The organism is Pseudomonas oryzihabitans (assembly GCF_001518815.1).
GTDB lineage: Bacteria > Pseudomonadota > Gammaproteobacteria > Pseudomonadales > Pseudomonadaceae > Chryseomonas > Chryseomonas oryzihabitans_E.
The window spans coordinates 1,827,861-1,854,612 of sequence record NZ_CP013987.1; the positions used below are offsets into that span (position 1 = coordinate 1,827,861).

Genomic DNA, 26,752 nt, shown 5'->3' on the forward strand with positions numbered 1-26,752 from the left:
TGATTCGCGGCGATCAGGACGCTTTGGAAGCGGAGTTCACTTCGGTACGGGAGCTTGCCTCGGCCTTGGCCGGAACATCGCAGGCACCCGAGGCCAGGCCGGGCAGGTGACGGCAGATCAGCGCCTTGTAACCAGCGGCGCCCAGGCAGGCACCGACGATGGGGCCGAAGATGGGTACCAGGAAGTAGGGGATGTCGCGGCCGCCGGTGAAGGCGATCTCACCCCAGCCCGCGAAGAAGGTCATCAGCTTGGGCCCGAAATCCCGGGCTGGGTTCATGGCGAAACCGGTCAGCGGGCCCATGGAACCGCCGATCACGGCGATCAGCAGGCCGATCAGCAGGGGCGCGAGAGGGCCGCGGGGCAGGCCGTTGCCGTCGTCGGTAAGGGCCATGATCATGGCCAGCAGAATGGCGGTGATAACGGCTTCGACCAGGAAGGCCTGACCGACCGACAGGGACGGATGGGGATAGGTCGAGAAGACACCGGCCAGCTCCAGGCTCGCCTGGCTGCCGCGGACCATGTGGTGCGCCTGTTCATAATCGAAAAACAGGCTGCTGTAGAGGCCGTAGACCAGCGCCGCGCCGCAGAAGGCACCGGCGACCTGGGCCAGGATGTAGGCCGGAACCTTGCGTCTTTCGAAGCCACCGAACAACCAGAGAGCGATGGTGACCGCCGGGCTCAGGTGCGCACCGGAAACACCGGCGGACAGATAGACCGCCATGCTCACGCCGACGCCCCAGATGATACTGATTTCCCACAGCCCAAGGGTGGCACCGCCGACTTTCGCCGCCGCCACGCAACCGGTACCGAAGAAGATGAGCAGGGCAGTACCGAGGAATTCGGCGATGCATTGACCGCGTAGAGTTGGAGCGAGAAGAGTACTCATGGGGGGAGCCTCATGGTTGTTGTATTTATAGGTGGCCCTAGAGCCATTTGTTCGCAACCGAAAATCTAATTTCAAATATGAAAACTGTCAAAGCTCCTGAGCGCAAAAACAGTGACGACGTTCGACAATTCATTGCCAATGCGACGCCGCCTGCTACTTTGGTCATATAGGCCCGAGCGACAACCTGCCCGTTATCAGGTCTGAAGTAATGATGTCGCTGCCAGAGCCTGCCTGAGACCAGGTGCTTACGCGACCTCACGCCTGCTGTTCTTTCTTTCTGCCCAGGTAGCGCGCATGTCCCTAGAATTTCACCAGGTCGATGCCTTCACCGATCAACCCTTTCGTGGCAACCCTGCGGCCGTGTACCGCCTAGACAGCTGGCCTGCCGACGATCTGCTGCAACGGATCGCCACCGAGCACAACCTATCGGAAACCGCCTTCGTGGTGCGTGAGGGCGAGACCTGGCGGATCCGCTGGTTCACCCCGCGCGTTGAGGTGCCGCTGTGCGGCCATGCCACCCTGGCCGCTGCCCATGTGCTGTTCGAAAGCTATGGGGAAGCAGGCGATCGGCTGGAGTTCATCAGTCAGTCCGGTGTGTTACGGGTGTTTCGCGAGGCCGAGGGGCTGCTGGCGCTCGATTTTCCGGCACTGGTCCCCTCGGAGCTGGGTGTGACCCCTGAGCTGGAGCGAGCCCTGCGAGTCTCGCCCGTGGATGCCCTGGCGGCGGACAAGCTGCTGGTGCTGCTGGAGTCGGAGGAGGCCGTGCGCGAGTGCAAGCCGGACCTGACCGCCATCGCCAGGCTGCCCTGGCAGGGCGTCATCGTCACTGCCCGGGGGCGGGACGTCGACTTCGTCTCGCGCTTCTTCGCGCCGGCAGTTGGTGTGGACGAGGATCCGGTCACCGGCTCGGCCCATTGCAGCCTGATCCCCTATTGGTCGCGACGGCTGGCCAAGCGCATGCTTACCGCACAACAGCTCTCGGCGCGGGGAGGTCAGCTCTGGTGTCGGCTCGACGGAGACCGGGTGAGTATCGCCGGACGCGCGGTCACCGTATTCAGGGGCCAGCTGCTGCTGTGAACCGGCCGCCTCGGATGCCTGGCGCATCCAAGGAGGCTAACGTCCTCAGGCGTGTAGCGGCGGCGCGATGAGGAATTCGAGCAGCGCCTTCTGGGCGTGGAGGCGATTTTCGGCTTCGTCCCAGACCACGGCTCGGGGATCGTCCAGCAGGGTATGGCTGATCTCCTCGCCACGGTGGGCCGGCAGGCAGTGCATGAACAGCACGTCCTCGGCGGCGCCGTCGAGCAGTTCGGCATTGACCTGATAGGGCTTGAAGGCTGCCAGACGCAGGCGGGTTTCCTCTTCCTGCCCCATGGAGGTCCAGACGTCGGTACTGACGAGGTGCGCCTGGGCCACGGCCTCACGGGGATCGCGGGTCAGCTGAACCCGATCACCGGCGCGTTCGAGAAAGCGCGGATTGGGCTCATAGCCTTCCGGGCAGGCGATGCGCAGGGTGAAGTCGAGTTGCTCGGCCGCCTCGATGTAGCTGTTGCACATGTTGTTACCGTCGCCGATCCAGGCCACGGTCTTGCCGCGGATGTCGCCCCGGTGTTCGAAGAAGGTCTGCATGTCCGCCAGCAGCTGGCAGGGATGCAGGTCGTCCGACAGGCCATTGATCACCGGTACCTGGGAGTTGGCCGCGAAGGTGGTCAGCATCTCGTGGGCATAGGTGCGGATCATCACGCCATCGAGCATGCTGGACATGACCCGGGCACTGTCCGGGACTGGCTCGCCGCGGCCGAGTTGGGTATCGCGGGAGGACAGGAAGATCGCCTGGCCGCCGAGCTGGATCATGCCGGCCTCGAAAGAAAGGCGGGTACGGGTCGAGGCCTTCTCGAAGATCATACCCAGGACGCGATTACGCAGGGGCTCATGGAGCATGCCCTGGTTGCGCAACGCCTTGAGTTCGATGCCGCGTGCGATGAGTTGCCGGAGTTCCTCGGGGGAACAATCCATGAAAGAGAGAAAGTGGCGAACCGTCATTTCGTTACCCTAGCGTCCCGTCCCGGTAACGGCCACCCGTGAAGGGCGCGGCGAACCTGAGAGCATGCCGTTTTACACGGCGGAAAGACCAAAGGCGAAATGGTATAAGTTCATGTCGCATTTTACCACCATCGCACGCTGGCACCTTTTCAGGCCTGCCAACGCGCGGTGGGGTAGAGCTCGGGAGCACTCCGGACAGAGTGCTCCGGCAGGGCTTACAGCAGGTCAGCGGGAACGTTGCCGCCATTGTCGGCGAGTTTCTGCAGGACGGCCTTGTGCAGCCACATGTTCATCTCGGCAGAGTCACTCATCTTGTCGGCAGGGCAGTTCAGTTCCTTGGCCAGTTCCTGGCGCGCGGTCAGGCTGCTGTCCAGGTCGAGGAGCTTGAGCAGGTCGACGATGGAGGTCTTCCAATTGAGCTGTTCGCCTTTCTGGGCGGCCAGGCCGTCGAGCTTGGCGGCGACGTCCACCTGGCTCATGGGGGCGGCGCTGCCGGTCGAAGCCGGGTTTCCGGCGGGTGCGGCGGTATCGGTCGCGCCAGCGGTGGGGGCTGCGGCGGGGGTATCCGCGTGGGCTTCACCAATGCCGAGCTTCGAGAGGATCTTGCTGAACAGGCTCATGGAGTTCTCCTGGGGTCTTGGATCAGGCGCATCACGTGGCGCCTACCCTTAACCTGACCACAGCCTCGCCGCCAAAGTTTGCCAAGTGGCCTACCGAATCACCGCCGGCGGAGCGAACGGCCTTGAATGAGCGTGGTCGATTGGCAGGTCGAGCCGCGCCTGTTTCGGGCTGGACGTCGCGGAAATCCCGGCGTTCCACCGGCCTTTCCGTTACAATCGTCCCACCGTATTAGCGAGGTGCATCGTGGAAATCATCGATACCATCAAAGACCAGATTGCCAACAATCCTGTGCTGCTCTACATGAAGGGTTCGCCGAACGCGCCTCAGTGCGGCTTCTCTTCCCGTGCCGCTCAGGTACTGATGGCCTGTGGCGAAAAATTCGCCTATGTCGATATCCTGCAGAATCCGGAAATCCGCGCCAATCTGCCCAAGTACGCCAACTGGCCGACCTTTCCCCAGCTGTGGGTTGGCGGCGAGCTGGTCGGCGGCAGTGATATCCTGGCCGAGCTGTACGAAAAGGGTGAGCTGCAGACCCTGATCAAGCAGGCCGTGGAGCAGAAGGACGCCTGAGTCCTCCGCCACAAAAAAAGCCCGCATCATGCGGGCTTTTTCATGGGCGTCTGCTCGATCAATCGTCGTCGTGCATCTGCGACTGGATGTAGTTCTCGATCCCGACGCTGGCGATGAGGCTCAGCTGGGTTTCCAGCCAATCGATGTGCTCTTCCTCGGATTCGAGGATGCTCTTGAGCATGTCGCGGCTCACGTAGTCCCGCACGCTTTCACAATAGGTGATGGCTTCACGCAGGTCAGCCACGGCGCTGATCTCCAGGCGCAGGTCGCACTGGATCATCTCCTGGGTGTTCTCGCCGATCATCAGCTTGCCCAGATCCTGCAGGTTGGGCAGGCCTTCCAGGAACAGGATGCGCTCGATCAGGCGATCGGCGTGCTTCATCTCGTCGATGGATTCCTTGTACTCGTGATGACCCAGCTTGCGGATACCCCAGTCGTTGTACATCCGCGAGTGCAGGAAATACTGGTTGATGGCCACCAGTTCGTTGCCGAGGATCTTGTTCAAATGCTGGATGACGGTGATATCGCCTTTCATGGCCGGACCTGCAAATCGGGTGGGATTGCCGGCAGTCTGAGCGTGGAAGGGCCCTTTGTCAAAAGCTTAAGTTGTTGAAAAATCGACGAAAATCGAACGGTAATCGAAAGCTTTTCCATCCTTTCCGTAAGCGTTTGATTAGACAATAAAAAAGCCGGACACAAGGTCCGGCTTTTTTTGCAGGGATGTCGCTCAGGCGCGCGGGACGTCCAGGGCGTAGGCGAGCTGCTGGGCACCATGCAGCTCACCGAGGGTTTCCTTGACGACCTGCTTGGCGAGGCAGGCGCACTTGCCGCACTGGGTGGCGCAACCCGTGCTTTCCCGGACTTCCCGATAACTGCAGCAGCCTTCATAGATGGCTTCGCGAATATGCTTGTCGGTCACGCCACGGCAAAGACACACGTACATGGATCGCCTGCTGTATGAGTGGAGGTGCCGCCAAAGCTAATGACAATGAGAATGATTGTCAAAGTTGTAGGCGGCAAAATCTCATTAAAGGCGTCCTTGGCGACAGGCGGTTGTCAGATCAGTCCAGGTCGACCCAGCCGCCCATTTCCCGCCACCGATTGACGATGCCGCAAAACAGCTCGGCGGTCTTCTCGGTGTCGTAACGGGCCGAGTGGGCTTCACGATTGTCGAACTCGATGCCGGCCGCCTGGCAGGCCTTGGCCAGTACCGTCTGACCATAGGCCAGACCGGCCAGGGTGGCGGTATCGAAGCTGGAGAACGGGTGGAAGGGGTTGCGCTTCAGGCCGCAGCGCAGCACCGCGGCATTGAGAAAGCCCAGATCGAAGCTGCTGTTATGGCCGACCAGGATGGCTCTCTTGCAGCCGCTGGCCTTGAGCGACTTGCGTACACCCTTGAAGATCTCGCTCAGCGCCTGCTCTTCGCCCACTGCCATGCGCAGCGGATGGTCGAGCTTGATGCCGGTGAACTCCAGCGCCGCAGCTTCGATATTGGCGCCAGCGAAGGGCTCGACGCGGAAGAAATAGGTGTGATCCGGATAGAGCACTCCTTCCTCGTCCATGGCCACGGTGGTGGCGGCGATTTCCAGCAGGGCATCGGTGGCGGCGTTGAAGCCGCCGGTCTCGACGTCGATCACCACCGGCAGATAGCCGCGGAAGCGGCGCGCCATGGGGATGCGCGAGTCGGACATGGGCTGGCTGGCATCCAGTTCGTCGCTGAAGGTCTCATCCATGCTCATACGCTCACCTCCAGACGCCAGCGCAAGGTCTCGCCCGCGCGCAGGGGAACCACCTCGTGATCGCCAAAGGGGAGGGAGGCCGGCGCCTGCCAGTCCTCGCGCACCAGGGTCACGGTCTCGGTGTTGCGCGGCAGGCCATAGAAGTCAGGGCCGAAGTGGCTGGCGAAGCCTTCCAGGCGGTCGAGGGCGTCGCGGCTCTCGAAGGCTTCGGCATAGAGCTCGAGCGCACCGTAGGCGGTATAGCAGCCGGCACAACCGCAGGCCGCTTCCTTGGCGTGACGGGCGTGGGGCGCCGAGTCGGTGCCGAGGAAGAACTTGGGGTTGCCGCTGGTGGCGGCGTCTAGCAGGGCGCTCTGGTGGGTGTTGCGCTTGAGGATCGGCAGGCAATAGAAATGCGGCCGGATGCCGCCCACCAGCATGTGGTTGCGGTTGTACAGCAGGTGATGGACGGTGATGGTGGCACCCACGTTGGCCGGGGCCTCGCGCACGAAGGCAGCGGCGTCGCCCGTGGTGATGTGTTCGAACACCACCTTCAGCGTCGGGAAGCGCTGGACGATACGCACCAGGTGCTCGTCGATGAATTTCTTCTCGCGGTCGAAGACGTCCACCTCGGCATGGGTGACCTCGCCATGCACCAGTAGCGGCAGGCCGATCTCGGCCATGGCTTCCAGGGTCGGGAAGAGGTTGTCGAGGGAGGTGACCCCGGAATCGGAGTTGGTGGTGGCTCCGGCCGGATAGAGCTTGGCGGCATGCACGAAACCGCTGGCCTTGGCACTGCGCACGTCTTCCGGGCTGGTGCGATCGGTGAGGTAGAGCACCATCAGCGGCTCGAAGCGGCTGCCCACCGGACGTGCGGCCAGGATGCGCTCGCGGTAGTCGGCGGCCTGCTCGGCATTGCGCACCGGTGGTACCAGGTTGGGCATGACGATGGCGCGACCGAATTCGCGGGCGGCGTCGGCGACGGTCTGCGGCAGGGCGGCGCCGTCGCGCAGGTGAATGTGCCAGTCATCGGGACGGGCAAGGGTGATCCGGTCGGTCATACGGGATTCCAGGCTGCGGGAAAGTGGGGAAATGCTACCGGAAAAGGGGGTAGCCGGCACCCGTGCAGCGGGATCGCGCTCAAGTTTTCCGCGCCCTTGACCGATATGAAGCCCAGGTACTTTTTTCTTTCCGGAGCTCGACGTGCGCCCGCGTTACCTCTTCCTTTCCTGTCTGCTGCTCGCCGTTCCGGCCTGGGGGATGACCTTCCAGAGTCGGCTCGAGAGCGTGGAGTGGAAGGTGGAGGGCGACATCTTCGCCTGTCGGCTGCTGCAGCCCATCCCGCGCTTCGGCAGCGGTGGTTTCCTGCGCCGCGCCGGCGAGGCCACGGTATTCGAGCTGCGCCCCAACGGTCAGTGGTTGCCGGTGGGCAGCGCCAGCCTCAAGGCCGCGGCGGTGCCCTGGAAGCCGGGCCTTGGCGACATCAGCCTCGGCTCGGTCAAGGTGGTGGAGGGGGAGCAGGCCCTGACGACCAGCGCGCAGCAGGCTCAGCGCCTGCTGGCGGGATTGATGGAAGGGCGCATGCCGCAGGTCAGTCGGCCGGGTGCCCTGGATGACCGCGTCGAGGTCCGGCTGCTGCCCGTGCACTTCGAGCCGGCCTACCAGCAGTTCCAGGCCTGTACCCAGAAGCTGCTGGCGGTCAACTTCGAGCAGATTCGCCATTCCCAGGTCGGCTTCCCGGGCGGTGGCGATACCCTGGACGACAGCGCCAAGGCCAAGCTCGATCTCATCGACGAGTACCTGAAGGCCGATCCGACGGTCAACCACGTCATCGTCTCGGGCTACAGCGACAACCAGGGCACCCGGCTGGACAATCGCCAGGAATCCCGGCTGCGTGCCATCGCCGTGATGGAGTACCTGAAGACCAAGGGCTTCCCCGCGGAGCAGATCGAGTTGCGCTTCTTTGGCGAGCAGTATCCGCTCGCACCCAACAACAGCAAGACCAACCGGGCGCTCAACCGGCGCGTGACCCTGGTGTTCTCGCGGGTGCCGCCAAGCAGCGAGCCAGCGGCCGCGCCGACCACCAGTACCGCGGCCAATCCGAGTGAGCCACCGGCGCCGACCCCCGCCCCGCCAGCCAAGCCCAAGGGCTGATCCGCTGCAACCGCATGTCGCCCAGACATCAGAGTGCGTCGCGCCTCTGTAAAAGCGGCGATACCACCAGTAGAATTACCGCTTTCCGACTCAATGCAACACACGGGAGCGAACGGCATGGCGGATGTGAAGAAGGTAGTCCTGGCGTATTCCGGCGGCCTGGACACCTCGGTGATCCTCAAGTGGCTGCAGGATACCTATAACTGCGAAGTGGTGACCTTCACCGCTGACCTCGGCCAGGGCGAGGAAGTCGAACCGGCACGCGCCAAGGCCCAGGCCATGGGCGTCAAGGAAATCTACATCGACGACCTGCGTGAAGAGTTCGTCCGCGACTTCGTCTACCCGATGTTCCGCGCCAATACCGTCTACGAAGGCGAGTACCTGCTGGGTACGTCCATCGCCCGTCCGCTGATCGCCAAGCGCCTGATCGAGATCGCCAACGAGACCGGCGCCGATGCCATCTCCCACGGCGCCACCGGCAAGGGCAACGACCAGGTGCGCTTCGAGCTGGGCGCCTATGCGCTCAAGCCGGGCGTCAAGGTGATCGCCCCCTGGCGCGAGTGGGACCTGCTCTCCCGCGAGAAGCTGATGGACTACGCCGAAAAGCACCAGATCCCGATCGAGCGTCACGGCAAGAAGAAGTCGCCGTACTCCATGGATGCCAACCTGCTGCACATCTCCTATGAGGGTGGCGTGCTGGAAGACACCTGGACCGAGCACGAAGAAGACATGTGGCGCTGGACCAAGTCCCCGGAAGCCGCGCCGGACACCCCGACCTACATCGAGCTGACCTACCGCGCCGGTGACATCGTCGCCATCGATGGCAAGGAGCTGAGCCCGGCGACCGTGCTGGCCGAGCTCAACCGCATCGGCGGCGAGAACGGCATCGGTCGCCTGGACATCGTCGAGAACCGCTATGTGGGCATGAAGTCCCGTGGCTGCTACGAGACCCCCGGTGGCACCATCATGCTCAAGGCGCACCGCGCCATCGAGTCCATCACCCTCGACCGCGAAGTGGCCCACCTCAAGGACGAGCTGATGCCCAAGTACGCCAGCCTGATCTACACCGGCTACTGGTGGAGTCCGGAGCGGCTGATGCTGCAGAAGATGATCGACGCCTCCCAGGCCAGCGTGAACGGCGTGGTACGCCTGAAGCTGTACAAGGGCAACGTCATCGTCGTCGGTCGCAAATCCGACGAGTCGCTGTTCGACGCCAACATCGCCACCTTCGAAGAAGACGGCGGCGCGTACAACCAGGCCGACGCGGCGGGCTTCATCAAGCTCAACGCCCTGCGCATGCGCATTGCCGCGGGCAAGGGTCGCACCCTGCTGTAAGGGTGGCGACGCCATGCGAAACCCCAGCCTAGGCTGGGGTTTTTTATGGCTTACAGGTCGAAGTCGTACTCGGAGATCTGCCGCTTGAGTCGGCGTTCTTCGAGCATGTCGTCGATCAGGCGCCGCTTGGTCAGGTTGGTCTTGCTGACGACGGGTTCCACCGTTTCGGGCGCTTCGCCATCGCTCTCGAAATCGTCGTCTACATCGATATCGCTTTTGTCTTCGGCCATTGGTAACTCCTGCAAGGCTGGACAGGGTCACACGCCAGTCATCGACAGGGCTGCGGGACCTTTTCGCGCACCTTATAGCGACAAAGCAGGGGCTGGTAAAAAAGATTTTTTCAATCGCTGAAGGGCTTTGGTGAGCCCTTTTTCAATCGTCCGAGGTTTTTGCCTTGTATTCGCAGAGGTCCTCGATGCGGCAACTGCCACAGCGAGGCTTACGCGCCTGGCAGACGTAGCGGCCATGCAGGATGAGCCAGTGGTGGGCATCCAGCAGGTAATCCTTGGGCACCACCTTGAGCAGCTTGAGCTCGACCACCACCACGTTCTTGCCGGGGGCCAGGTTGGTCCTGTTGCTGACCCGGAAGATGTGGGTATCCACCGCCATGGCGATCTGCCGGAAGGCCGTGTTGAGCACCACGTTGGCGGTCTTGCGACCGACCCCGGGCAGGGCTTCCAGGGCTTCGCGGGTCTGGGGTACCTCGCCGCCATGGCGCTCCAGCAGCAGCCGGCAGGTTTCGATGACGTTCTTGGCCTTGCCGTTGTAGAGGCCGATGGTCTTGATGTACTCCGACAGCCCTGCCACGCCCAGGTCGAGGATGGCCTGGGGCGTGTTAGCCACCGGATAGAGGCGCGCGGTGGCCTTGTTGACGCTGACGTCGGTGGCCTGGGCGGAGAGGATCACCGCGATCAGCAACTCGAAGGGCGAGGCATAGGCCAACTCCGTCTTGGGGTCGGGATTGTCCTCGTGCAGACGACGAAAGATTTCCAGGCGTTTGGCGGCGTTCATCGGGCGGTTCGCTCTTCGAGGGCGGCGAGATGAGAGGCGGCCTGCTGCGCGGCGCTGCCCAGCGCTTCGAGTTGCTCGCGCTGTTCGGCGGTGGGCGTGGCCCCAAAGGCGCGTTCGGCCTTGGTCAGCTGGGCACGCGCCAGGGTGGCGGCGATCCGCGCCTGCTTGAGGGCGGCGGGATCGGTAGCGACCGTCGCCAGGGCAGGTGCGCTGGCAGTGACGGGCGCTTGCTGCGCCTTGTCCAGGGCCGCCTGGGCCTGCTGGGCGGCTTCACGCAACTGCTGTACCTGGGTTTCCAGCGCGGGCGTGCCGTATTGGACCAGTTGCCGTTCGGCCTTCTGCAGGGCGACACGCGCCATGGCGGCAGCGATCTTCAGCGGCTTGAGCGAGGATTCCGCCGTGGCGGGGGGCTCTGCAACCGTGGCGGTCGCAGGTGGCACCTGACGGCGCTGGCGCTCGGCGTCCAGCCGTTCGCGGTCCCGCTGCAGGCGTGCCTGGCGGGTGTCGAAACGGCTGCGGTAGTACTGCGCGCGCTGACGTTCAGCCTGGCGATCGACCGGTGCCGGTACCGCCACCAGATCGATGCAGTCCACCGGACAGGGCGCCAGGCACAGCTCGCAACCACTGCATTCGCTTTCGATGACCGTGTGCATCAGCTTGGCCGCGCCAAGTATGGCGTCGGTGGGGCAGACCTGGATGCACTTGGTACAACCGATGCACTCGGCTTCGCGAATCACCGCACGCTGGCTAGGCGTGACCGGATAGGGCGAGTCCAGTGGCAGGGTCGGGCGCTGCAGCAGGGCCGAAAGCTCGACGATGGTGGCTGCGCCCCCGGGCGGGCACTTGTTGTGCGCCTCGCCCGCGGCGATGCCGGCGGCATAGGGCTGGCAGCCGGGATGGCCACACTTGCCGCATTGGGTCTGGGGCAGCAGGGCGTCGATGGCGGTGATGAGGGTAGCGTGGGCGTTCATGATCAGGGTCGGGGCTGGGGGAAGAACGGCGCCCTGAGAGCCTGCTCAAAGTCGGCTGCGCGTCGGCCAAACTGCGTTGAAAATGGCTTCGGAATGCTCATTTACGCTTTGTAAACTCCGCTTCCTCAGCCATGTTCGCCTTGTTTGTCGCTAGCTCGCTCGCCTTTGAGCAGGCTCTCGGCGCCGTCTCTGTCACATCACCCGCTGGCCGGGCTTGGCGCCGCTGTCGGGGCTGAGCAGGTGGATCTCGCTGCCGCCGGGGCCGGCGGCCAGGACCATGCCTTCGGAGACGCCGAACTTCATCTTGCGCGGCGCCAGGTTGGCTACGTACAGGGTCAGGCGACCTTCGAGCTGACTCGGCTCCGGGTAGGCGCTCTTGATGCCGGAGAAGACGTTGCGCTTGGCATCGCCGATGTCCAGGGTCAGGCGCAGGAGCTTGTCGGCGCCTTCGACGAATTCGGCCTTTTCGATCAGGGCGATGCGCAGGTCGACCTTGGAGAAGGTGTCGAAGTCGATGGTCTCGGCCAGCGGGGCCTTGGTCAGTTCGCCATTGCCGGCGGGCTGGGCCGTGGCCTGGGCGGCCAGGTCTTCCTTGGAAGCGTCGATCATGGTCTGCACCTTGGCGGGTTCGATGCGGGTGAGCAGGGGCTGGAAGGCATTGAGCTGATGATTGGCCAGGCGGGTGTCGAGGTCGGCCCAGGTCAGGGGGGCGACGTTGAGGAAGGCCTCGGCGGCGGCGGTCAGGTTGGGCAGTACCGGCTTGAGCAGGATCGCCAGCTGGCGGAACAGCTCGATGCCCTGGGCGCAGATCGCCTGGACTTCGTCGGCCTTGCCGTCCTGCTTGGCCAGGCTCCAGGGCGCCTTGTCGGCAATCCAGGCGTTGGCGCGGTCGGCCAGGGCCATGATCTCGCGCATGGCACGACCGAAGTCACGGGTCTCGTAGGCCTCGGCGATGCTGGGCGTGGCGGCGCGGAAGGCGGCTTCCAGTTCGGGGGCGGCCTGGGCGTCCACCAGCAGGCCGGCGTTGCCCTTGTGGATGAAACCGGCGCAGCGGCTGGCGATGTTGACCACCTTGCCCACCAGGTCGGAATTGACCTTCTGCACGAAGTCCTCGAGGTTCAGGTCGATGTCCTCGACATGGCGCGAGAGCTTGGCGGCGAAGTAGTAGCGCAGGTATTCGGGATTCAGATGATCCAGGTAGGTGCGCGCCTTGATGAAGGTGCCGCGGGACTTGGACATCTTCTGGCCGTCGACGGTAAGGAAACCGTGGACGTTCAGCGCCGTCGGCTTGCGGTAGCCGGCGCCTTCGAGCATGGCCGGCCAGAACAGCGCATGGAAGTTGACGATGTCCTTGCCGATGAAGTGGTACAGCTCGGCCACGCTGTCCTTGGCCCAGTAGGCGTCGAAGTCCAGGTCGTCGCGACGGTCGCAGAGGTTCTTGAAGCTGGCCATGTAGCCGATGGGCGCGTCCAGCCAGACATAGAAGTACTTGCCTGGGGCGTCGGGGATCTCGAAGCCGAAGTAGGGCGCATCGCGGGAGATGTCCCATTCCTGCAGGCCGGCATCCAGCCATTCGGCGATCTTGTTGGCCACCGACTCCTGCAGGGCGCCGCTGCGGGTCCAGCCCTTGAGCATCTCGGCGAAGTCGGGAAGCTTGAAGAAGAAGTGCTCGGATTCGCGCAGCACCGGGGTCGCGCCGGAGATGGCCGATTTGGGATCCTTCAGTTCGGTGGGCGCGTAGGTGGCGCCGCACTTCTCGCAGTTGTCGCCGTACTGGTCGGCGCTGCCACACTTGGGACAGGTGCCCTTGATGAAGCGGTCGGCCAGGAACATCTGCTTGTCCGGGTCGAAATACTGGGTGACCGGACGGGTGGCGATGTGGCCGTTCTCGCGCAGCTTCAGGTAGATGGCGCGCGACAGCTCGCGATTCTCTTCCGCATGGGTGGAGTGGAAGTTGTCGAAGGCCACGCCGAAATCGGCGAAGTCGGCGCTGTGTTCGCGCTTGACGTTGTCGATCAGCTGCTCGGGCGTGATGCCCTCGCGCTCGGCGCGCAGCATGATGGCCGAGCCGTGGGCGTCGTCGGCGCAGACATAGATGCACTGATTGCCGCGCAGCCGCTGGAAGCGGGCCCAGATGTCGGTCTGGATGTACTCGACCATGTGGCCGAGGTGGATGGAGCCGTTGGCGTAGGGCAGGGCGCTGGTGACGAGAATCTTGCGGGGCTCGGTCATGGTCTTGGCTGGATCGCGGCGCTGATAAGGTGACCGACCATCATAGCGAAATGGCCGGTCGGTTTCATCCGTGGGGACGGGCATTGAAAAGCGCGAAGTCCTGCGCGCTAGCGCCAGGCAAGGCGGAAATTGCCGAAGAAGCGCAGTTTACAACGGGTAAATGAGCATTCTGAGGCAGTTTCCAACGCAGTCTGGCCGACGCGCAGCAGACTTCGAGCATTCAGAGATCGGCCAGCTGCCAGTACAGGGCATTGACCATGGCCGCGCCCAGGGCAGCGCTGCGGGCACCGTTCCAGCCCACATCCGGACGGGGATCGTTGGCGTTGTCCTTGAAGGGCAGTTCCAGGGTCAGGGCCAGGCAGCCATGGGTATGGCCGACATACTTGGTGGCGAGCTTGAGGGTCTCGCTGCCGAAGTGACCCCGGGGATAGCCGTACCGGGTCTGGAAGTCCGGGCTGGCACGCTGGAAGCGCTGCAGGAAGGCCTGTTGCTCGGCCTCTTCGCGCTCACCGAAGTTGGGCAGGCCATTGCAGCCGTCGACGAAGACATAGGGCAGGGCTTCGTCGCCGTGGATGTCGAGGAAGAGGTCGCAGCCGGTCGCGGCAATGGCGCGGCGCACCGCCAGGATCTCGGGGCTGCGCTCCTCGTCCGGCTCCAGCCATTCGCGGTTGAGGTTGGCACCGGCCGCGTTGGTGCGCAGATTGCCCAGGGCCGAACCGTCGGGATTCATGTTGGGCACCACGTGCAACACGGCGTGTTCCAGCAGCTTGGCGCCGACCGGGTCGCCCTGGTGTTCGCCCAGGCCCAGCAGGCGGCGCAGGAGGCCTTCGACGAACCACTCGGCCATGGGCTCACCGGGGTGCTGGCGGGCGATGACCCAGATGTTCTTCTTGCCGGCGCCCGGCGTGCCGATGCGCAACAGGTCCAGTGACCGGCCCAACAGCGAGCGACCGACGGTTTCCAGACGGACGGCAGGATGGCGCTGCGCTTCACCGACGAAGGCCAGGTGGCGGCTCTCCGGATAGGGCTCGAAGTAGGCGAAGAACAGACTGTCGTGATCGGGGATGACGTCCCAGCTCAGGGTCTTGCCGTCGTAGTGGGTGGGAATGCGGAACCACTCCTGGCCACAATAGCTCGCGGCCACGCCATAGTCGCGCCAGCCCTCAGGGTAGGCGCACTCGCCGGCATTAGCGAAGCTCAGCCGGCAGGGCAGGCCGCGGGCACCCTCCAGGCGGAAGTGGAACCACTGGGTGAAGGGCGAGGCAGTGTCGGGACGGATGCGCAGACGGATGTCGGCGGGGTCGGCCAGGGACAGCACCTCGACGGCACCGCTGTCGAAGGTGGAACTGATGTGCAGGGAAGGCTGGTTCACGCAGGGCTCCACGGGCTGGGGGCAAGCCGGGAGTGTAGCGCCGTGCGGATAGGCTTTACCAAGGACAGTGGGTAGCATAGGCCGCAGCTTCTCTTTCCTATCCGTCGTTTCCGGGAGTCTGCATGACCGCTCCGACTCGCGAGGCCATCGAGGCCGCGCTGCGCCAGTATCACGATCCCTATCTCGAACAGGACCTGCTCAGCGCCGGCGCCCTGCGCGACCTCGCGCTGGACGGTGGCCGCGTAAGGGCCCGCTTCGAGCTGGGCTATGCCGCCGGATTGTTCAAGGGCGGCCTGGCCCAGGTGCTCAAAACCGCGCTGGAGAACGTGCCCGGGGTCGAGACCGCCGAGGTCCAGATCGATTGCCAGATCGCCCCTCACGCGGCCCAGCCGCAGCTGGACGCCATGGGCAACGTCAAGAACATCATCGCCGTGGCCTCCGGCAAGGGTGGCGTGGGCAAGTCCACCACCGCCGCCAACCTGGCGCTGGCCTTGGCCCGCGAAGGCGCCCGGGTCGGCGTGCTGGACGCCGACATCTATGGCCCCAGCCAGGGGATCATGTTCGGCTTCGCCGAGGGCACCCGTCCCGAAGTGCGCGATGAAAAGTGGTTCATCCCGCTGCAGGCCCATGGCGTCGAGGTCATGTCCATGGCCTTCCTGACCAATGACAAGACCCCGGTGGCCTGGCGTGGCCCGATGGTCTCCGGCGCCCTGATCCAGCTGATTACCCAGACCGCCTGGAACGACCTCGACTACCTGGTGATCGACATGCCGCCCGGCACTGGCGATATCCAGCTGACCCTGGCACAGAAGGTGCCAGTGGCCGGCGCGGTGATCGTCACCACGCCCCAGGATCTGGCCCTGCTGGATGCCAGGAAGGGCGTGGAAATGTTCCAGAAGGTCAACATCCCGGTGCTCGGGGTGGTGGAGAACATGGCCGTGCACATCTGCTCCAACTGCGGCCATGCCGAGCACCTGTTCGGCGAAGGCGGCGGCAGCAAGCTGGCCGAGCAGTACGGCGTGGATCTCCTGGCCTCCCTGCCGCTGGCCATGGCCATCCGCGAGCAGGCCGACGCTGGACGTCCCACCGCCATCGCCGATCCCGACAGCCAGATCGCGCTGATCTACCAGGAACTGGCACGCAAGGTCGGGGCCCGCATCGCCTTGGGCGGCCAGGCTGGGGGCGGCATGCCGACCATCACCGTCAGCGACGACTGATTTCGTCCGGTCGTCTTTGAGACCGCGCGGCTATCCACTAGAATGCGCGGTCAATTTTTTCACCCCCGGAGCAAGACCTGCCATGAGCATCAAATCGGACAAGTGGATTCGCCGCATGGCCCAGGAGCACGGCATGATCGAGCCCTTCGTCGAGCGCCAGATGCGCGGCGCGGACGACAGCCGGGTGATTTCCTACGGGGTGTCCAGCTACGGCTACGACGTGCGCTGCGCCAATGAATTCAAGGTCTTCACCAACATTCATTCGGCAGTGGTGGACCCGAAGAATTTCGACGACAAGAGCTTCGTCGACGTGGTCAGCGATGTCTGCATCATCCCGCCGAACTCCTTCGCCCTGGCGCGCACCGTGGAATACTTCCGTATCCCCCGTGACGTCCTGACCATCTGCCTGGGCAAGAGCACCTATGCCCGCTGCGGCATCATCGTCAACGTCACGCCGCTGGAACCCGAGTGGGAAGGCCACGTCACCCTGGAGTTTTCCAACACCACGACGCTGCCGGCCAAGATCTACGCCAACGAGGGCGTGGCCCAGATGCTGTTCCTGCAATCCGACGAGGCCTGCGAGGTTTCCTACAAGGATCGCGGTGGCAAGTACCAGGGCCAGCGCGGCGTGACCCTGCCGCGCGCCTGATCCGCGCGTCCGTCCTGGAAGCCGCCCTCGGGCGGCTTTCCTGTTTCCGGGACTCAAGAACTGGCGTCAGCCGCCGATAGCCTGTGACCTGACTTATCTTTGGAGTGGACTTTCCATGGCTGGCATTCTCGACACCGTCGATCAACGCACTCAGCTGGTTGGCGAGAACCGTCTGGAAATTCTCATGTTCCAGCTGTCCAGCCGGCAGATGTTCGCCATCAACGTGTTCAAGGTGCAGGAGGTGCTCAAGCTGCCGCGCCTGACCCAGATGCCCAAGCGCCATCCCATGATCTGCGGCGTCGTCCACCTGCGGGGTCAGACCCTGCCCGTGATCGATCTGGCCGCGGCCATCGGCATGCGACCGATCACGCCCGACGAAAACAGCACCATCATCGTCACCGAGTACAACCGCTCGGTTCAGGCCTTCCTGGTGGGTAGCGTCGATCGCATCATCAACCTCAACTGGGACAGCATCCAGGCTCCGCCCGGCGGCGCCGGACGCCAGCACTACCTGACCGCCATCACCCGCATCGAAGACCGGCTGGTGGAAGTGATCGACGTGGAAAAGGTGCTGGCGGAGATCGCCCCCTATAACGTCAAGGTCTCCCAGGAACGCCTCGCCGATCCGCTGCTGGCCAAGGCTCGCGGCCGTGAGGTGCTGCTGGTGGACGACTCCAGCACGGCCATCGGCCAGCTGCGCGATACCCTGGTGCAGCTGGATCTGAAATTCCACGTGGCCACCGATGGCCTGCAGGCCCTGCGCAAGCTCAAGGCCTGGGCCGACGAGGGCGTGGTGCTGACTGAGAAGCTGCTGATGGTGCTCACCGATGCCGAGATGCCGGAAATGGACGGCTACCGCCTGACCACCGAGATCCGCCAGGATCCGCGCCTCGCCGATCTCTATGTGGTGTTGCACACCTCGCTGTCGGGCAGCTTCAACGAAGCCATGGTGAAAAAGGTGGGCTGCAACGCCTTCCTCTCCAAGTTCCAGCCCGATCAACTGGTCGAGGAAGTGCGCCGGCGCCTGGCGCTGGCCGAGGAGTAATCCCCGCGGTTTCGCCGCTCCGGCGCCTCCCTTACACTGGCGGCCTTTGTCCGCCGCCAGGAAGCCGCGCCCATGTCGCACCTCAGTGCCCTCTATCGTTATCCCGTCAAGTCGACGGCCGTGGAATCCCTGGCGCAGGCCGAGGTGGACGCCCTGGGCCTGGTGGGTGATCGCCGCTGGATGGTGGTGGATGCCGACACCGGCCGCTTCCTGACCCTGCGCCAACTGGCGAAGATGAATCACATCGAGGCGCGCTGGCTGGCCGCTGACTGCCTGCGCCTGAGCGCGCCGGGCCAGGAGCCGATCGAGGTGACCGTCCCGGAGGCCACGGGCGAACGCCTGGGTGTCACCATCTGGCGCGACACCCTGCAGGCGCCGGTGGCCGCCGAGGCCGATGCCTGGTTGAGCGATTTCCTTGGGCGTCCTTGCCGCCTGGTGCACATCGCCGAGAGCCATGCTCGCCAGATCAACACCGATTTCGCCGAGCCCGGGCAGAAGGTGCATTTCGCAGACGGCTTTCCCTTGCTGCTGACCAGCGAGGCCTCCCTGGCCGACCTGGTGGCGCGAGTGGGTAAACCGCTGGAAATGCTGCGCTTTCGTCCAAATCTGGTCGTGGAAGGGACGCCGGCCTATGCCGAAGACGGCTGGAAGCGACTGCGCATCGGTGCGGTGGACTTCGCCGTGGCCTGTCCCTGCGCGCGTTGCATCGTCATCACCCAAGACCCAGTTACCGGCGAGAAAGACCCGGATCGGCAACCGCTGACCGCGCTGCGCGAATACCGCTTCAATGACAACCGCATGTTGTTCGGCATGAACGTCATCCCCCTGGGCCGTGGCGTCATCGAAGCCGGCATGCCGGTGGAGGTGCTGGAATGAGTCCCGTGCGGCGTGTGGCGCTGGTCAGTCCGGCAGGTGCGGTCAAGGAAGAGCTGGTCACGGCAGCGGTCGAGCAGTTGCAGGCCGCCGGTATCGAAGCGGTGCTGGGTGAGCAGGCGCTCAAGCGGCATCGCTATCTCGCCGGAACCGCAGAGGAGCGGGCAGCGGATCTGCATTGGGCGTTCAGCCAGGCAGACGTGGATGCAGTCTGGTGCCTGCGCGGCGGCTATGGCTCCGCCCAGCTGCTGCCCTGGCTGGACTGGTCGCGGCTATCCAGCAGCAAGGGTCGGCCGCTGATCGGCTACTCCGATCTGACCGTACTGCTGGAAGCCTTTCACCGCCGTGGCCTCACTGCTATCCACGGTCCCGGCGCGCTGGACTGGGGGCGTCGTGACGAGGATCCTGAAGCCCAGGCCGCCCGTACCCGCTCCCTGGAGTCGGTGCTGGAGCTATGCGCCGGTACCCGTCCGGGCTGGCAGCTGGAGCGTCTCGCCGGTCCCGCCCAGGTGCCTGCGGGTGAGCTGATCGGCGGTAACCTCACCACCCTGGCCAGCGTGGTCGGCACGGCGGCGGCGCTGCGTCCCCATGATGGCGCCATCCTCATGCTGGAAGACGTCGGCGAGCCCTACTACCGGCTGGAGCGCAGCCTCTGCCAGCTGCTGGGCAACCTGACCGAACATCGCATCGGCGCCGTCTGCCTGGGCACCTTCACCGACTGCCCGCAGCGCAACGTCGAGCAGTCCCTGGAAGAGATCTTCGCCGAGTGGCTGGCACCGCGTGGCATCGCCCTCTATCGCGGCCTGCCCAGCGGCCATGGCCCGGAAAACCAGGCCTGGCCCTATGGTGCCCGCGTTCGTCTGGAAGCGGGTCGCCTGCAGGTCCTCTAGGGCAAGCGCGCCCTGGGTGGATCAATCCGCCCAGGGTGAAGCCAGTTCCAACTTGCGCAGCATCTGGCGTTTCTTGCTGTTGTAGCCCTGCATCCGCACCAGCAGCTCATCCAGGGTGGCCACCGCCTTGAGGATGTGCGGGCCCTTGTTCAGCATCACGCATTCGGCGCGGACCCCGGTGGCGGCATCGGTGATCTCGGCACGGGAGGGCGAGCCCTTCTTGGCCAGGTTCTCCAGGACCTGGGTCGCCCAGATCACCGGCACATGGGCCGCCTCGCAGAGGCAGAGGATGTCTTCCTGCAGCGCCGCCAGGCGTTCGAAGCCACCTTCCACCGCCAGATCGCCCCGGGCGATCATGACGCCGAAGCCGCCGCGACGCATGCCTGCCAGCAGCAGCGCGGGGAGGTTGTCGAAGCCTCGGCGGGTCTCGATCTTCAGCACCACGCCCAGGTGATCGGCCTGCAGCCGCTCCAGTTCCGCGAGCAGTGCCCGGACATCGTCCGCGCTGTTCACGAAGGACATCTCGATGCCATCGGCATGCTCGGCGGCAAAGGCCAGGGCGGCAAGGTCCTGGTCGCCCAGCGCTGACAGCCGCAGGGTGCTCTGGGGAAAGTTGATGCCCTTGTCGCCTTTGAGCTTGGCCCCACCCGGCGCATGGGTGATGCGGACCTGCAGCGTGTCCAGGTCGACGCGCTCGATCACGCCGCCGATTTTGCCGTCGTCGAACCAGACCGGTTCACCGCCGCGCACGTCGGCGAACACCTGCGGGAGGGTGCAGCCCAGGGTCGCCGGTGTCAGCAGGCGACCCGTGCTGTCATGGCTGGCAGGGCGCCCTGGCGTCTGGTCGGCGGTCAGGATCAACAGATCGTCCTCTTTCAGCCGCAGCACGCCCGGTTGCGGTGCGAAATCACCGATGTGGCTGTGCGTCTTGCGACCGCCACGCTCGACGGTCAGGCGCAGGCCGGAAGCGAGATAGGAGGTCTTGTGCACTTCCGCCCAGCAGCCCTTGGGTGACACCTCGACGACCTCCAGTCGTCGCTGTGCCTGGCGCGCATCCAGCAGGCGGATGCGCTCGCCGACCTGCAGTCCGCGCAACCAGCGCTCGCCGACCTGGATACTGGCCGCGGCGGCGGAGGGCGCCGGGTGGGGGTGACGCCGGCTCGTCAGCCAGAGGCGCGCCGGATGCCGGACCCGGCCCTGGATGTCGCGCTCGGGTTTCACCTTCTGCACGGCCAGGCCGGGAGCGATGGGGCCGGTGCGCAGCTTGGGCCCCGGCAGGTCCATGAATACCTTGCAGGGCTGGTCCACTTCCGTGCTGGCACGGCGCACGTGTTCGATCATTCGTGTCCAGCTGGCCGGTTCGTCGTGGGCGCAATTGATGCGCGCGCAATCCATGCCCGCGGCCAGCAGGTCGCGTACCAGCGAATAGTTGTCTGCGGCCTCGCGGGGCAGGGTGACCATGATGCGCACCTCCCGCGTGCGGGACGCGGCGCCGAACAGGGTGCGGGCATGGCGAGCCAGGGGATGCTCCGTCCGGGGCACGGATGGTGCCGACGGAGCCTGCCCCAGCAATCGCTCCACCATGCCGACGAGGGTCGCTACGGCGGGAAGCACCTCGGCTTCGGAGCGGCCGAGGGAAGACAGCCCCAGGGCGGAAAGGCGCAGCTGCAAGGCATGCAGGTCCTGGTCGCGCAGCGCCAGGTAGGCCAGCAGGTTGCGGGCGCTGGCGCGATAGGCGGGATTGAGGGCCTGCCGGTCCAGGCGCGGGTCGGCGGCGGCTTGCTCCAGGGCGGTATGCAGTCGGCGCAGCTCGTCGAGCAGGCCTGTGAGATCGTGATCGGAAGTCCGGGCGCGTGAGGCGGAGCGGGGCGGCACGAGGATTCTCCAGTAGAGGCAGCCGGCGAGACGCTCGCCGGGCGTTCCTGTCTCGGACCTGCGGCCGCAAGATAAGTGGAACGCCAAGTGTTGCCAGACATTAGCGGCAGATGGCCACTCATCGCGCAGGATCGCTGCGGTCGACCGTAGGGAGTCGGCGAGGATGCTGCTATGATGCGCGGCCTTGACGACCCCCGTTTTCAGGTACCCGCCATGGCGCAGATTTCCGAACGTCTCCTGGTCCAGGCCCATCTGGCCGCCAAGCAGCCCAAGGCGCTCGGGCCGGATGAGATCGCGGCCTACAAGACCGCCATTGCCCGCGAGCTCAAGGCGCAGAACGCGGTGCTCCTGGCCCATTACTACACCGATCCGCTGATCCAGGCCCTGGCCGAGGAAACCGGCGGCTGCGTCGCCGACTCCCTGGAAATGGCGCGCTTCGGCAATCGCCATCCGGCGTCCACCGTGGTGGTGGCTGGCGTGAAGTTCATGGGCGAGACGGCCAAGATCCTCAACCCGGAAAAACGGGTGCTGATGCCGACCCTGGAAGCCACCTGCTCGCTGGACCTGGGCTGCCCGGTGGAGGAGTTTTCGGCTTTCTGCGACCAGCATCCCGAGCGCACCGTGGTGGTCTACGCCAATACCTCCGCGGCCGTGAAGGCGCGGGCGGACTGGGTAGTGACGTCCGGCTGTGCGCTGGACATCGTCGAGCACCTGATGGACAACGACGAGACCATCCTCTGGGCCCCGGACAGGCACCTGGGGCGCTATATCCAGCGTGAGACCGGTGCGGACATGCTGCTTTGGGAAGGCTCCTGCATCGTTCACGAGGAGTTCAAGGCCAGCCAGCTGGAGGACCTCAAGCGGCTCTACCCAGAGGCAGCCATCCTGGTGCATCCGGAGTCGCCCGAGGCGGTGATCGAGCTGGCCGACCATGTCGGCTCCACCAGCCAGATGATCAAGGCCGCCCAGACGCTGCCCAATCGCCAGTTCATCGTCGCTACCGACCGCGGCATCTTCTACAAGATGCAGCAGGCCTGCCCGGACAAGGTCTTCATCGAGGCGCCCACCGCTGGCAACGGCGCGGCGTGCCGCAGTTGTGCCCACTGCCCCTGGATGGCGATGAACACCCTGGAGCGCACGCTCAACTGCCTGCTCGACGGCTCTGGCGAGGTACTGGTTGACCCAGCGCTCATCCCCAGGGCGGTCAAGCCGCTCAAGCGGATGCTCGACTTCACCCAGGCCATGCAGCTAAGGGTCAAGGGCAACGCCTAGCGCAGGATCTCTTCGCTCAGCTTGCGCTGGGCGATCATCTCCTGCTGGCGGGCGTCGATTCGCGCGGCCAGTTGATAGTTGCTGGCCGCGCGCTGTTTGGCGAAGCCCAGCTGCTGGATGGCCTGGTTGTAGTCCCCGGTCAGGGCGAAGTACTCGGCCCGCGCCTGATGCACCCCGACCAGATCGCCGGCCTGGCCCCGTACATCGGCCGCCTGATTCCACAGGTCCGGGTCGATCGGGCGCTGCTTGAGCAGCTTGTCCAGTAGCTGACTGGCGGCCTTGGGCTGCTTGGTGCGAGTGAGCATGTCTACCTGCGCCAGGGTCACGGCCAGATCGTCCGGATAGAGCTCCATCAACCGCTGGACGCGCTTCTGGGCATCAGGCAGGCGATTGGCGGTGATGTCCAGATCGGCCTGGGCAAGGTTGTAGCTGATATCGTCCGGTGCCTTGCGCAGCAAGGGCGCGAGGGTATCGCGGGCCTCGTTGAGCTGGCCCTGGCGCGTCAGGCCCATGGCCAGCCCGTAACGCGCGGGATCGTTGTCCGGTGCTTCCTGCAACTGCGCCCGATAGCGCTTGACCAGCAGGCCGGCGGTTTCCTCGAAATACATCTGGGCGCGGATCTTCATCAGCTGGAAGTGAGTGCTGTCCTCGACGCCACCCTTGGGAAGACGCTCGGCGCGCGCCTGGGTATCGGCGATTCGGCTCTCGGTGACTGGGTGGGTCAGCAGGAATTCCGGCGGGGTGCGATCGTAGCGATACTGGCGGGCGAGGCGGCCGAACATCTCCGGCATGGCACGCGGGTCGTAGCCGGCGCGTTCCAGGTTGACGATGCCGACGCGGTCGGCCTCCTGCTCGTTGAGGCGCGAAAAACGCAGCTGGCTCTGGATCGCCGCCGCCTGGGTCGAGGCGATGGCAGCGATGCCGGCGTCACCTCCGCCGGCCGCGGCCGCCACGATGCCGGCCAGCAGCGCCGCCATCAGCGGCAGCTGCATGCGTTGCTGATTCTCCACCCCACGGGCGAAATGGCGCTGGATCAGGTGGCCCAGTTCGTGAGCCATGACCGCCGCGTATTCCGCCTCGTTCTCGGCCTTGAGAAAGAGACCACCGTTCACCCCGATCACCCCACCGGGCGCGGCGAAGGCGTTGATCTCCGGGTCCTTGATCAGGATGAATGCCAGGCGGTGATCCTGCAGATCGCTGGTTTCCGCCAGGCGGTACACCGACCGCTCGACGAACTGCTTGAGCTGGGGGTCGTTGAGGCTGGGGACCTGGCCACGCAACATGCTCAGCCAGGCGCGGCCCATCTGAAACTCTTGCTCGGGCGAGACGATCGAAGAGCTGGCATCGCCCAGCGAGGGCAGATCGTTCGCACCTTGCGCCAGGATAGGCGCGCAGAGCAGCGCCAGGGACAGCAGGGCGGGGCGCAAGACTTTCATGGCATGACTCGTGGCCGCAAAATGGCTACTTTAGCGGCCCACCGTCTGGGTGCCTAGCAAACGCGGGCCCTGTCGTATCCCGTAACGGAGAATTTCATGGCCGATCTGAGCCAACCCTATACCGGCGCCGTATCCGCCCAGCTCGACGCCAGCGGCCTGAGTTGCCCCATGCCGCTGCTCAAGGCCAAGCTGGAACTCAACCGGCTGTCTTCCGGCGATGTCCTCGCCGTGGTGGCGACGGATGCCGGCTCGCAACGCGACTTCCGGACCTTCGCCAAGCTCTCAGGCCACGCCTTGGTGGGTGAAGAGGTGGCGGGGGAGACCTTCCGCTACTGGCTGCGCAAGGCCTGATCAGGCCTCGTTCAGCGCCTGCGCGGCGGCCAGCACCTCGGCGACGTGGCCGGGGACCTTGACGCCGCGCCAGACCTGGCGCACCACGCCTTCCCGGTCGATGAGGAAGGTACTGCGATCCACGCCGATGTAGTCCTTGCCATAGAGCTTTTTCTGCCGCATCACGTCGAACAGCTGGCAGAGGGTCTCGTCCTTGTCACTGATCAGCTCGAAGGGAAAGCCCTGCTTGGCGCGGAAGTTCTCGTGGGTGCGCAGGCTGTCACGGGAGACGCCCAGTACCAGGGTATTGGCCGCCAGGAACTGCTCGTGCAAGTCGCGAAAGCCCTGGCCCTGGGTGGTGCAGCCGGGCGTGTTGTCCTTGGGGTAGAAGTACAGCACCGCCTGGCGGCCACGCAGGCTCTCGGGTGAGACCTCGAGGCCGCTGGTGGCCTGGGCCTGGAACGCCGGAAGCGGTTGGTCGAGGGTCACGCTCATGAACAGCTCCTCTGCTTGCTCCACTTAATTGCTTTGCGGCCGCCAGGGCTCGATCAGGGCGTCGAGATTCAGGGCGTCGGCGAAATCCAGGAACTGGTCACGCAGCCAGCTGATCTGGGTGCCGGCCGGCAGCGTCACGGTGATGGTGGCATTGAGCATGGTGCCGCCGGTCTGGGGCGCCAGGTAGGAGTCGCAGACCAGATTTTCCACTTCGATCTTGTGGTCGGCAAAGAACTGGCACAGTTCGTTGAGGATGTCCGGGCGATAGGCGGCGCTGACATAGACGACGTATGGCAGGGCCTGCGGACGATTCTCCAGCGCGGCGCTGCGGGTGACGCCCACGGTAAAGCCATGGCGCTTGCCGAGGCCGGCGAGTCCGCCTTCGAGGCGCGCCAGACCATCCCAGTTGCCGGAGACCTGCAGGATCAACGCGCTGTATTCCCCGTGCCGGCTCAGGCGGCTGCTGACCACCGCGCAACGGTTTTCCATGCAGCTGCGGTAGAGCACGTTGGTCAGCTCCATGGGATTGGCGCCCAGCGCACTGATGACGAGAAATTGTTCGCGAATCGGGGGGGTAGCGGACATTGGGGTTCCTGGCAGGGGAGATACGACTGGGTTCTGCAAGAAAAGCGACTACGCTCGGTGATGCTTCGTGGAAAAAGGCGTCGGAATGCTCAGCTACCGCTCGTAAGCTCCATTTCCTCAGCTTTTTCCGTCTCGGCCGACCTGCGCTCGCCAACTTTTCCTGCAGAACCTGGCAAAGGCGAAAGGGTAGCGAAAAGCGCTCGCCGGGGGAATGCCCATTGGGGGCACGTTGCTTGTGCTGGCGCAGAGGCGTCAGTACCATTACCGCTCTCTTTTTCCGGCAGGAGCGGTTGCATGATTGCGGGGAGCATGGTGGCGCTGGTCACCCCTATGGACGCCCAGGGGCGTATCGACTGGGACAACCTGACCAAGCTGGTGGACTTCCATCTCGCCGAAGGCACCGACGCCATCGTCGCGGTGGGCACCTCGGGTGAATCCGCCACGGTCGACGTCGACGAGCACGTAGCCGTGATCCGTCATGTGGTCGAGCAGGTCAAGGGCCTCATCCCGGTCATTGCCGGCACCGGTGGCAACTCCACCCGTGAGGCCATCGACCTCACCCGCGCCGCCAAGGACGCGGGCGCCGATGCCTGCCTGCTGGTCGTGCCCTATTACAACAAGCCGACCCAGGAAGGGCTGTATCAGCACTTCCGCATGATCGCCGAAACCGTCGCCATCCCGCAGATTCTCTACAACGTGCCGGGCCGTACCGCCTGCGACATGTTGGCCGAGACCGTCGAGCGGCTGGCCAAGGTGCCGAACATCATCGGCATCAAGGAAGCCACCGGCGATCTGGCCCGGGCCCGTGACATCCTGTCGCGCGTCAGCAAGGACTTCCTGGTCTACTCGGGCGATGACGCTACCGCGGCTGAACTCATGCTGCTGGGCGGCAAGGGCAACATCTCGGTCACGGCCAACGTCGCGCCCAAGGCGATGAGCGAGCTCTGCGCCGCCGCCATGAACGGCGACGCCGACACCGCACGCGCGTTGAACGAAAAGCTCATGCCGCTGCACAAGAATCTGTTCATCGAATCGAATCCGATCCCGGTGAAGTGGGCCCTTCACGAAATGGGCATGATCGACGCCGGTATCCGCCTGCCCCTGACCTGGCTCAGCTCGCGCTGCCACGAAGTGGTACGTCAGGCCCTGCGTCAGGCGGGAGTGCTGGCGTGATT

Annotated in this window: 28 protein-coding genes; 12 read left to right on the forward strand and 16 right to left on the reverse strand. The window is 64.8% G+C overall.

Annotation, left to right across the window (positions count from 1 at the left end; all coding sequences use genetic code 11):
• Positions 1-13: 13 nt before the first annotated feature.
• Entirely contained in the window at positions 14-886 is an 873-nt protein-coding gene (locus APT59_RS08310; protein WP_059314413.1) for an MIP/aquaporin family protein, read from the reverse strand.
• A 294-nt stretch (positions 887-1,180) separates the two neighbouring features.
• Here APT59_RS08310 and APT59_RS08315 point away from each other — a divergent pair, with 294 nt between their 5' ends.
• Positions 1,181-1,963 (forward strand): PhzF family phenazine biosynthesis protein, encoded by a 783-nt coding sequence (locus APT59_RS08315; protein WP_059314414.1) that lies wholly within the window; start codon positions 1,181-1,183, stop codon positions 1,961-1,963.
• A gap of 45 nt (positions 1,964-2,008) precedes the next feature.
• Here APT59_RS08315 and argF read toward each other — a convergent pair whose 3' ends face one another.
• Together argF and APT59_RS08325 are read right to left on the reverse strand one after the other, a co-directional pair.
• Entirely contained in the window at positions 2,009-2,926 is a 918-nt protein-coding gene (argF, locus tag APT59_RS08320; RefSeq protein ID WP_059314415.1) for an ornithine carbamoyltransferase, read from the reverse strand.
• A gap of 215 nt (positions 2,927-3,141) precedes the next feature.
• Positions 3,142-3,546, reverse strand: a complete 405-nt coding sequence (locus APT59_RS08325; protein ID WP_059314416.1) for a DUF3597 domain-containing protein — start codon at positions 3,544-3,546, stop codon at positions 3,142-3,144.
• A 244-nt stretch (positions 3,547-3,790) separates the two neighbouring features.
• On the opposite strand from APT59_RS08325, the gene grxD reads away from it, so the two are divergent.
• The gene (gene grxD, locus APT59_RS08330; RefSeq protein WP_059314417.1) at positions 3,791-4,117 is read left to right on the forward strand and encodes a Grx4 family monothiol glutaredoxin; all 327 of its coding nucleotides are present in this window, start codon (positions 3,791-3,793) and stop codon (positions 4,115-4,117) included.
• A 58-nt stretch (positions 4,118-4,175) separates the two neighbouring features.
• Here grxD and bfr read toward each other — a convergent pair whose 3' ends face one another.
• The 4 genes from bfr to pyrC form a co-directional block, all read right to left on the reverse strand.
• A complete protein-coding gene (bfr, locus tag APT59_RS08335) occupies positions 4,176-4,652 on the reverse strand; it encodes a bacterioferritin (protein ID WP_017640309.1) in 477 nt (158 codons plus the stop codon).
• Positions 4,653-4,844: 192 nt separating this feature from the next.
• The gene (locus APT59_RS08340; protein WP_026083759.1) at positions 4,845-5,060 is read right to left on the reverse strand and encodes a bacterioferritin-associated ferredoxin; all 216 of its coding nucleotides are present in this window, start codon (positions 5,058-5,060) and stop codon (positions 4,845-4,847) included.
• Between the two features lie 118 nt (positions 5,061-5,178).
• The gene (gene rnt / locus APT59_RS08345; RefSeq protein ID WP_420480510.1) at positions 5,179-5,850 is read right to left on the reverse strand and encodes a ribonuclease T; all 672 of its coding nucleotides are present in this window, start codon (positions 5,848-5,850) and stop codon (positions 5,179-5,181) included.
• A 2-nt stretch (positions 5,851-5,852) separates the two neighbouring features.
• On the reverse strand, positions 5,853-6,896 hold the full coding sequence (gene pyrC / locus APT59_RS08350) for a dihydroorotase (RefSeq protein WP_059314419.1): 1,044 nt from the start codon (positions 6,894-6,896) through the stop codon (positions 5,853-5,855).
• Positions 6,897-7,038: 142 nt separating this feature from the next.
• On the opposite strand from pyrC, the gene APT59_RS08355 reads away from it, so the two are divergent.
• Complete coding sequence (locus APT59_RS08355) at positions 7,039-7,989, forward strand: flagellar protein MotY (protein ID WP_059314420.1); 951 nt, start codon at positions 7,039-7,041, stop codon at positions 7,987-7,989.
• A gap of 117 nt (positions 7,990-8,106) precedes the next feature.
• A complete protein-coding gene (locus APT59_RS08360) occupies positions 8,107-9,324 on the forward strand; it encodes an argininosuccinate synthase (RefSeq protein ID WP_059314421.1) in 1,218 nt (405 codons plus the stop codon).
• 50 nt (positions 9,325-9,374) lie between these two features.
• Here APT59_RS08360 and APT59_RS08365 read toward each other — a convergent pair whose 3' ends face one another.
• From APT59_RS08365 to APT59_RS08385, 5 genes are all read right to left on the reverse strand, one after another.
• Positions 9,375-9,554, reverse strand: coding sequence for a PA3496 family putative envelope integrity protein (locus APT59_RS08365; protein WP_059314422.1), 180 nt, complete (start codon positions 9,552-9,554; stop codon positions 9,375-9,377).
• A 142-nt stretch (positions 9,555-9,696) separates the two neighbouring features.
• The gene (gene nth, locus APT59_RS08370; RefSeq protein ID WP_059314423.1) at positions 9,697-10,335 is read right to left on the reverse strand and encodes an endonuclease III; all 639 of its coding nucleotides are present in this window, start codon (positions 10,333-10,335) and stop codon (positions 9,697-9,699) included.
• Entirely contained in the window at positions 10,332-11,306 is a 975-nt protein-coding gene (locus APT59_RS08375; RefSeq protein WP_059314424.1) for an RnfABCDGE type electron transport complex subunit B, read from the reverse strand. Before APT59_RS08375 ends, nth begins: the two co-directional genes overlap by 4 nt.
• 192 nt (positions 11,307-11,498) lie before the next feature.
• Positions 11,499-13,538 carry a methionine--tRNA ligase gene (gene metG / locus APT59_RS08380; RefSeq protein WP_059316853.1) on the reverse strand — a complete coding sequence of 680 codons (2,040 nt, stop codon included), beginning with the start codon at positions 13,536-13,538 and terminating at the stop codon, positions 11,499-11,501.
• A gap of 220 nt (positions 13,539-13,758) precedes the next feature.
• Positions 13,759-14,910 (reverse strand): M14 family metallopeptidase, encoded by a 1,152-nt coding sequence (locus tag APT59_RS08385; protein ID WP_059314425.1) that lies wholly within the window; start codon positions 14,908-14,910, stop codon positions 13,759-13,761.
• A gap of 122 nt (positions 14,911-15,032) precedes the next feature.
• On the opposite strand from APT59_RS08385, the gene apbC reads away from it, so the two are divergent.
• The 5 genes from apbC (at position 15,033) to APT59_RS08410 (ending at position 19,584) form a co-directional block, all read left to right on the forward strand.
• The gene (apbC, locus tag APT59_RS08390) at positions 15,033-16,127 is read left to right on the forward strand and encodes an iron-sulfur cluster carrier protein ApbC (RefSeq protein WP_059314426.1); all 1,095 of its coding nucleotides are present in this window, start codon (positions 15,033-15,035) and stop codon (positions 16,125-16,127) included.
• A gap of 82 nt (positions 16,128-16,209) precedes the next feature.
• Positions 16,210-16,776, forward strand: coding sequence for a dCTP deaminase (gene dcd, locus APT59_RS08395; protein ID WP_007162761.1), 567 nt, complete (start codon positions 16,210-16,212; stop codon positions 16,774-16,776).
• A gap of 115 nt (positions 16,777-16,891) precedes the next feature.
• The gene (locus APT59_RS08400) at positions 16,892-17,821 is read left to right on the forward strand and encodes a chemotaxis protein CheV (RefSeq protein ID WP_017640322.1); all 930 of its coding nucleotides are present in this window, start codon (positions 16,892-16,894) and stop codon (positions 17,819-17,821) included.
• Between the two features lie 72 nt (positions 17,822-17,893).
• Positions 17,894-18,697 carry an MOSC domain-containing protein gene (locus APT59_RS08405; protein ID WP_059314427.1) on the forward strand — a complete coding sequence of 268 codons (804 nt, stop codon included), beginning with the start codon at positions 17,894-17,896 and terminating at the stop codon, positions 18,695-18,697.
• Positions 18,694-19,584, forward strand: coding sequence for a S66 peptidase family protein (locus tag APT59_RS08410; protein ID WP_059314428.1), 891 nt, complete (start codon positions 18,694-18,696; stop codon positions 19,582-19,584). Before APT59_RS08405 ends, APT59_RS08410 begins: the two co-directional genes overlap by 4 nt.
• Before the next feature lie 21 nt (positions 19,585-19,605).
• On the opposite strand, the gene APT59_RS08415 is transcribed toward APT59_RS08410, so the two are convergent.
• A complete protein-coding gene (locus APT59_RS08415) occupies positions 19,606-21,459 on the reverse strand; it encodes a pyruvate kinase (protein WP_059314429.1) in 1,854 nt (617 codons plus the stop codon).
• A gap of 213 nt (positions 21,460-21,672) precedes the next feature.
• On the opposite strand from APT59_RS08415, the gene nadA reads away from it, so the two are divergent.
• Positions 21,673-22,731, forward strand: coding sequence for a quinolinate synthase NadA (gene nadA, locus APT59_RS08420; RefSeq protein ID WP_059316854.1), 1,059 nt, complete (start codon positions 21,673-21,675; stop codon positions 22,729-22,731).
• Here the strand turns inward: nadA and APT59_RS08425 are convergent.
• On the reverse strand, positions 22,728-24,167 hold the full coding sequence (locus APT59_RS08425; protein ID WP_059314430.1) for a M48 family metalloprotease: 1,440 nt from the start codon (positions 24,165-24,167) through the stop codon (positions 22,728-22,730). The two genes, nadA and APT59_RS08425, sit on opposite strands and share 4 nt — an antisense overlap.
• Before the next feature lie 96 nt (positions 24,168-24,263).
• Here APT59_RS08425 and APT59_RS08430 point away from each other — a divergent pair, with 96 nt between their 5' ends.
• Complete coding sequence (locus tag APT59_RS08430; protein WP_059314431.1) at positions 24,264-24,518, forward strand: sulfurtransferase TusA family protein; 255 nt, start codon at positions 24,264-24,266, stop codon at positions 24,516-24,518.
• On the opposite strand, the gene APT59_RS08435 is transcribed toward APT59_RS08430, so the two are convergent.
• Both APT59_RS08435 and APT59_RS08440 read right to left on the reverse strand, forming a co-directional pair.
• Positions 24,519-24,992 carry a peroxiredoxin gene (locus tag APT59_RS08435; protein ID WP_059314432.1) on the reverse strand — a complete coding sequence of 158 codons (474 nt, stop codon included), beginning with the start codon at positions 24,990-24,992 and terminating at the stop codon, positions 24,519-24,521.
• A 24-nt stretch (positions 24,993-25,016) separates the two neighbouring features.
• On the reverse strand, positions 25,017-25,577 hold the full coding sequence (locus APT59_RS08440) for a glycine cleavage system protein R (protein ID WP_059314433.1): 561 nt from the start codon (positions 25,575-25,577) through the stop codon (positions 25,017-25,019).
• Positions 25,578-25,871: 294 nt separating this feature from the next.
• Here APT59_RS08440 and dapA point away from each other — a divergent pair, with 294 nt between their 5' ends.
• Positions 25,872-26,750 carry a 4-hydroxy-tetrahydrodipicolinate synthase gene (gene dapA / locus APT59_RS08445; protein ID WP_059314434.1) on the forward strand — a complete coding sequence of 293 codons (879 nt, stop codon included), beginning with the start codon at positions 25,872-25,874 and terminating at the stop codon, positions 26,748-26,750.
• Positions 26,751-26,752 lie beyond the last annotated feature (2 nt).

Excerpts from the sequence above, each read along its gene's own strand:
- APT59_RS08310 (WP_059314413.1), bottom strand. The coding sequence starts at position 886 with ATGAGTACTCTTCTCGCTCCAACTCTACGCGGTCAATGCATCGCCGAA.
- APT59_RS08315 (WP_059314414.1), top strand. The coding sequence starts at position 1,181 with ATGTCCCTAGAATTTCACCAGGTCGATGCCTTCACCGATCAACCCTTT.
- argF (WP_059314415.1), bottom strand. The coding sequence starts at position 2,926 with ATGACGGTTCGCCACTTTCTCTCTTTCATGGATTGTTCCCCCGAGGAA.
- APT59_RS08325 (WP_059314416.1), bottom strand. The coding sequence starts at position 3,546 with ATGAGCCTGTTCAGCAAGATCCTCTCGAAGCTCGGCATTGGTGAAGCC.
- bfr (WP_017640309.1), bottom strand. The coding sequence starts at position 4,652 with ATGAAAGGCGATATCACCGTCATCCAGCATTTGAACAAGATCCTCGGC.
- APT59_RS08340 (WP_026083759.1), bottom strand. The coding sequence starts at position 5,060 with ATGTACGTGTGTCTTTGCCGTGGCGTGACCGACAAGCATATTCGCGAA.
- rnt (WP_420480510.1), bottom strand. The coding sequence starts at position 5,850 with ATGGATGAGACCTTCAGCGACGAACTGGATGCCAGCCAGCCCATGTCC.
- pyrC (WP_059314419.1), bottom strand. The coding sequence starts at position 6,896 with ATGACCGACCGGATCACCCTTGCCCGTCCCGATGACTGGCACATTCAC.
- APT59_RS08360 (WP_059314421.1), top strand. The coding sequence starts at position 8,107 with ATGGCGGATGTGAAGAAGGTAGTCCTGGCGTATTCCGGCGGCCTGGAC.
- APT59_RS08365 (WP_059314422.1), bottom strand. The coding sequence starts at position 9,554 with ATGGCCGAAGACAAAAGCGATATCGATGTAGACGACGATTTCGAGAGC.
- nth (WP_059314423.1), bottom strand. The coding sequence starts at position 10,335 with ATGAACGCCGCCAAACGCCTGGAAATCTTTCGTCGTCTGCACGAGGAC.
- APT59_RS08375 (WP_059314424.1), bottom strand. The coding sequence starts at position 11,306 with ATGAACGCCCACGCTACCCTCATCACCGCCATCGACGCCCTGCTGCCC.
- metG (WP_059316853.1), bottom strand. The coding sequence starts at position 13,538 with ATGACCGAGCCCCGCAAGATTCTCGTCACCAGCGCCCTGCCCTACGCC.
- apbC (WP_059314426.1), top strand. The coding sequence starts at position 15,033 with ATGACCGCTCCGACTCGCGAGGCCATCGAGGCCGCGCTGCGCCAGTAT.
- dcd (WP_007162761.1), top strand. The coding sequence starts at position 16,210 with ATGAGCATCAAATCGGACAAGTGGATTCGCCGCATGGCCCAGGAGCAC.
- APT59_RS08400 (WP_017640322.1), top strand. The coding sequence starts at position 16,892 with ATGGCTGGCATTCTCGACACCGTCGATCAACGCACTCAGCTGGTTGGC.
- APT59_RS08405 (WP_059314427.1), top strand. The coding sequence starts at position 17,894 with ATGTCGCACCTCAGTGCCCTCTATCGTTATCCCGTCAAGTCGACGGCC.
- APT59_RS08410 (WP_059314428.1), top strand. The coding sequence starts at position 18,694 with ATGAGTCCCGTGCGGCGTGTGGCGCTGGTCAGTCCGGCAGGTGCGGTC.
- nadA (WP_059316854.1), top strand. The coding sequence starts at position 21,673 with ATGGCGCAGATTTCCGAACGTCTCCTGGTCCAGGCCCATCTGGCCGCC.
- APT59_RS08425 (WP_059314430.1), bottom strand. The coding sequence starts at position 24,167 with ATGAAAGTCTTGCGCCCCGCCCTGCTGTCCCTGGCGCTGCTCTGCGCG.
- APT59_RS08430 (WP_059314431.1), top strand. The coding sequence starts at position 24,264 with ATGGCCGATCTGAGCCAACCCTATACCGGCGCCGTATCCGCCCAGCTC.
- APT59_RS08435 (WP_059314432.1), bottom strand. The coding sequence starts at position 24,992 with ATGAGCGTGACCCTCGACCAACCGCTTCCGGCGTTCCAGGCCCAGGCC.
- APT59_RS08440 (WP_059314433.1), bottom strand. The coding sequence starts at position 25,577 with ATGTCCGCTACCCCCCCGATTCGCGAACAATTTCTCGTCATCAGTGCG.
- dapA (WP_059314434.1), top strand. The coding sequence starts at position 25,872 with ATGATTGCGGGGAGCATGGTGGCGCTGGTCACCCCTATGGACGCCCAG.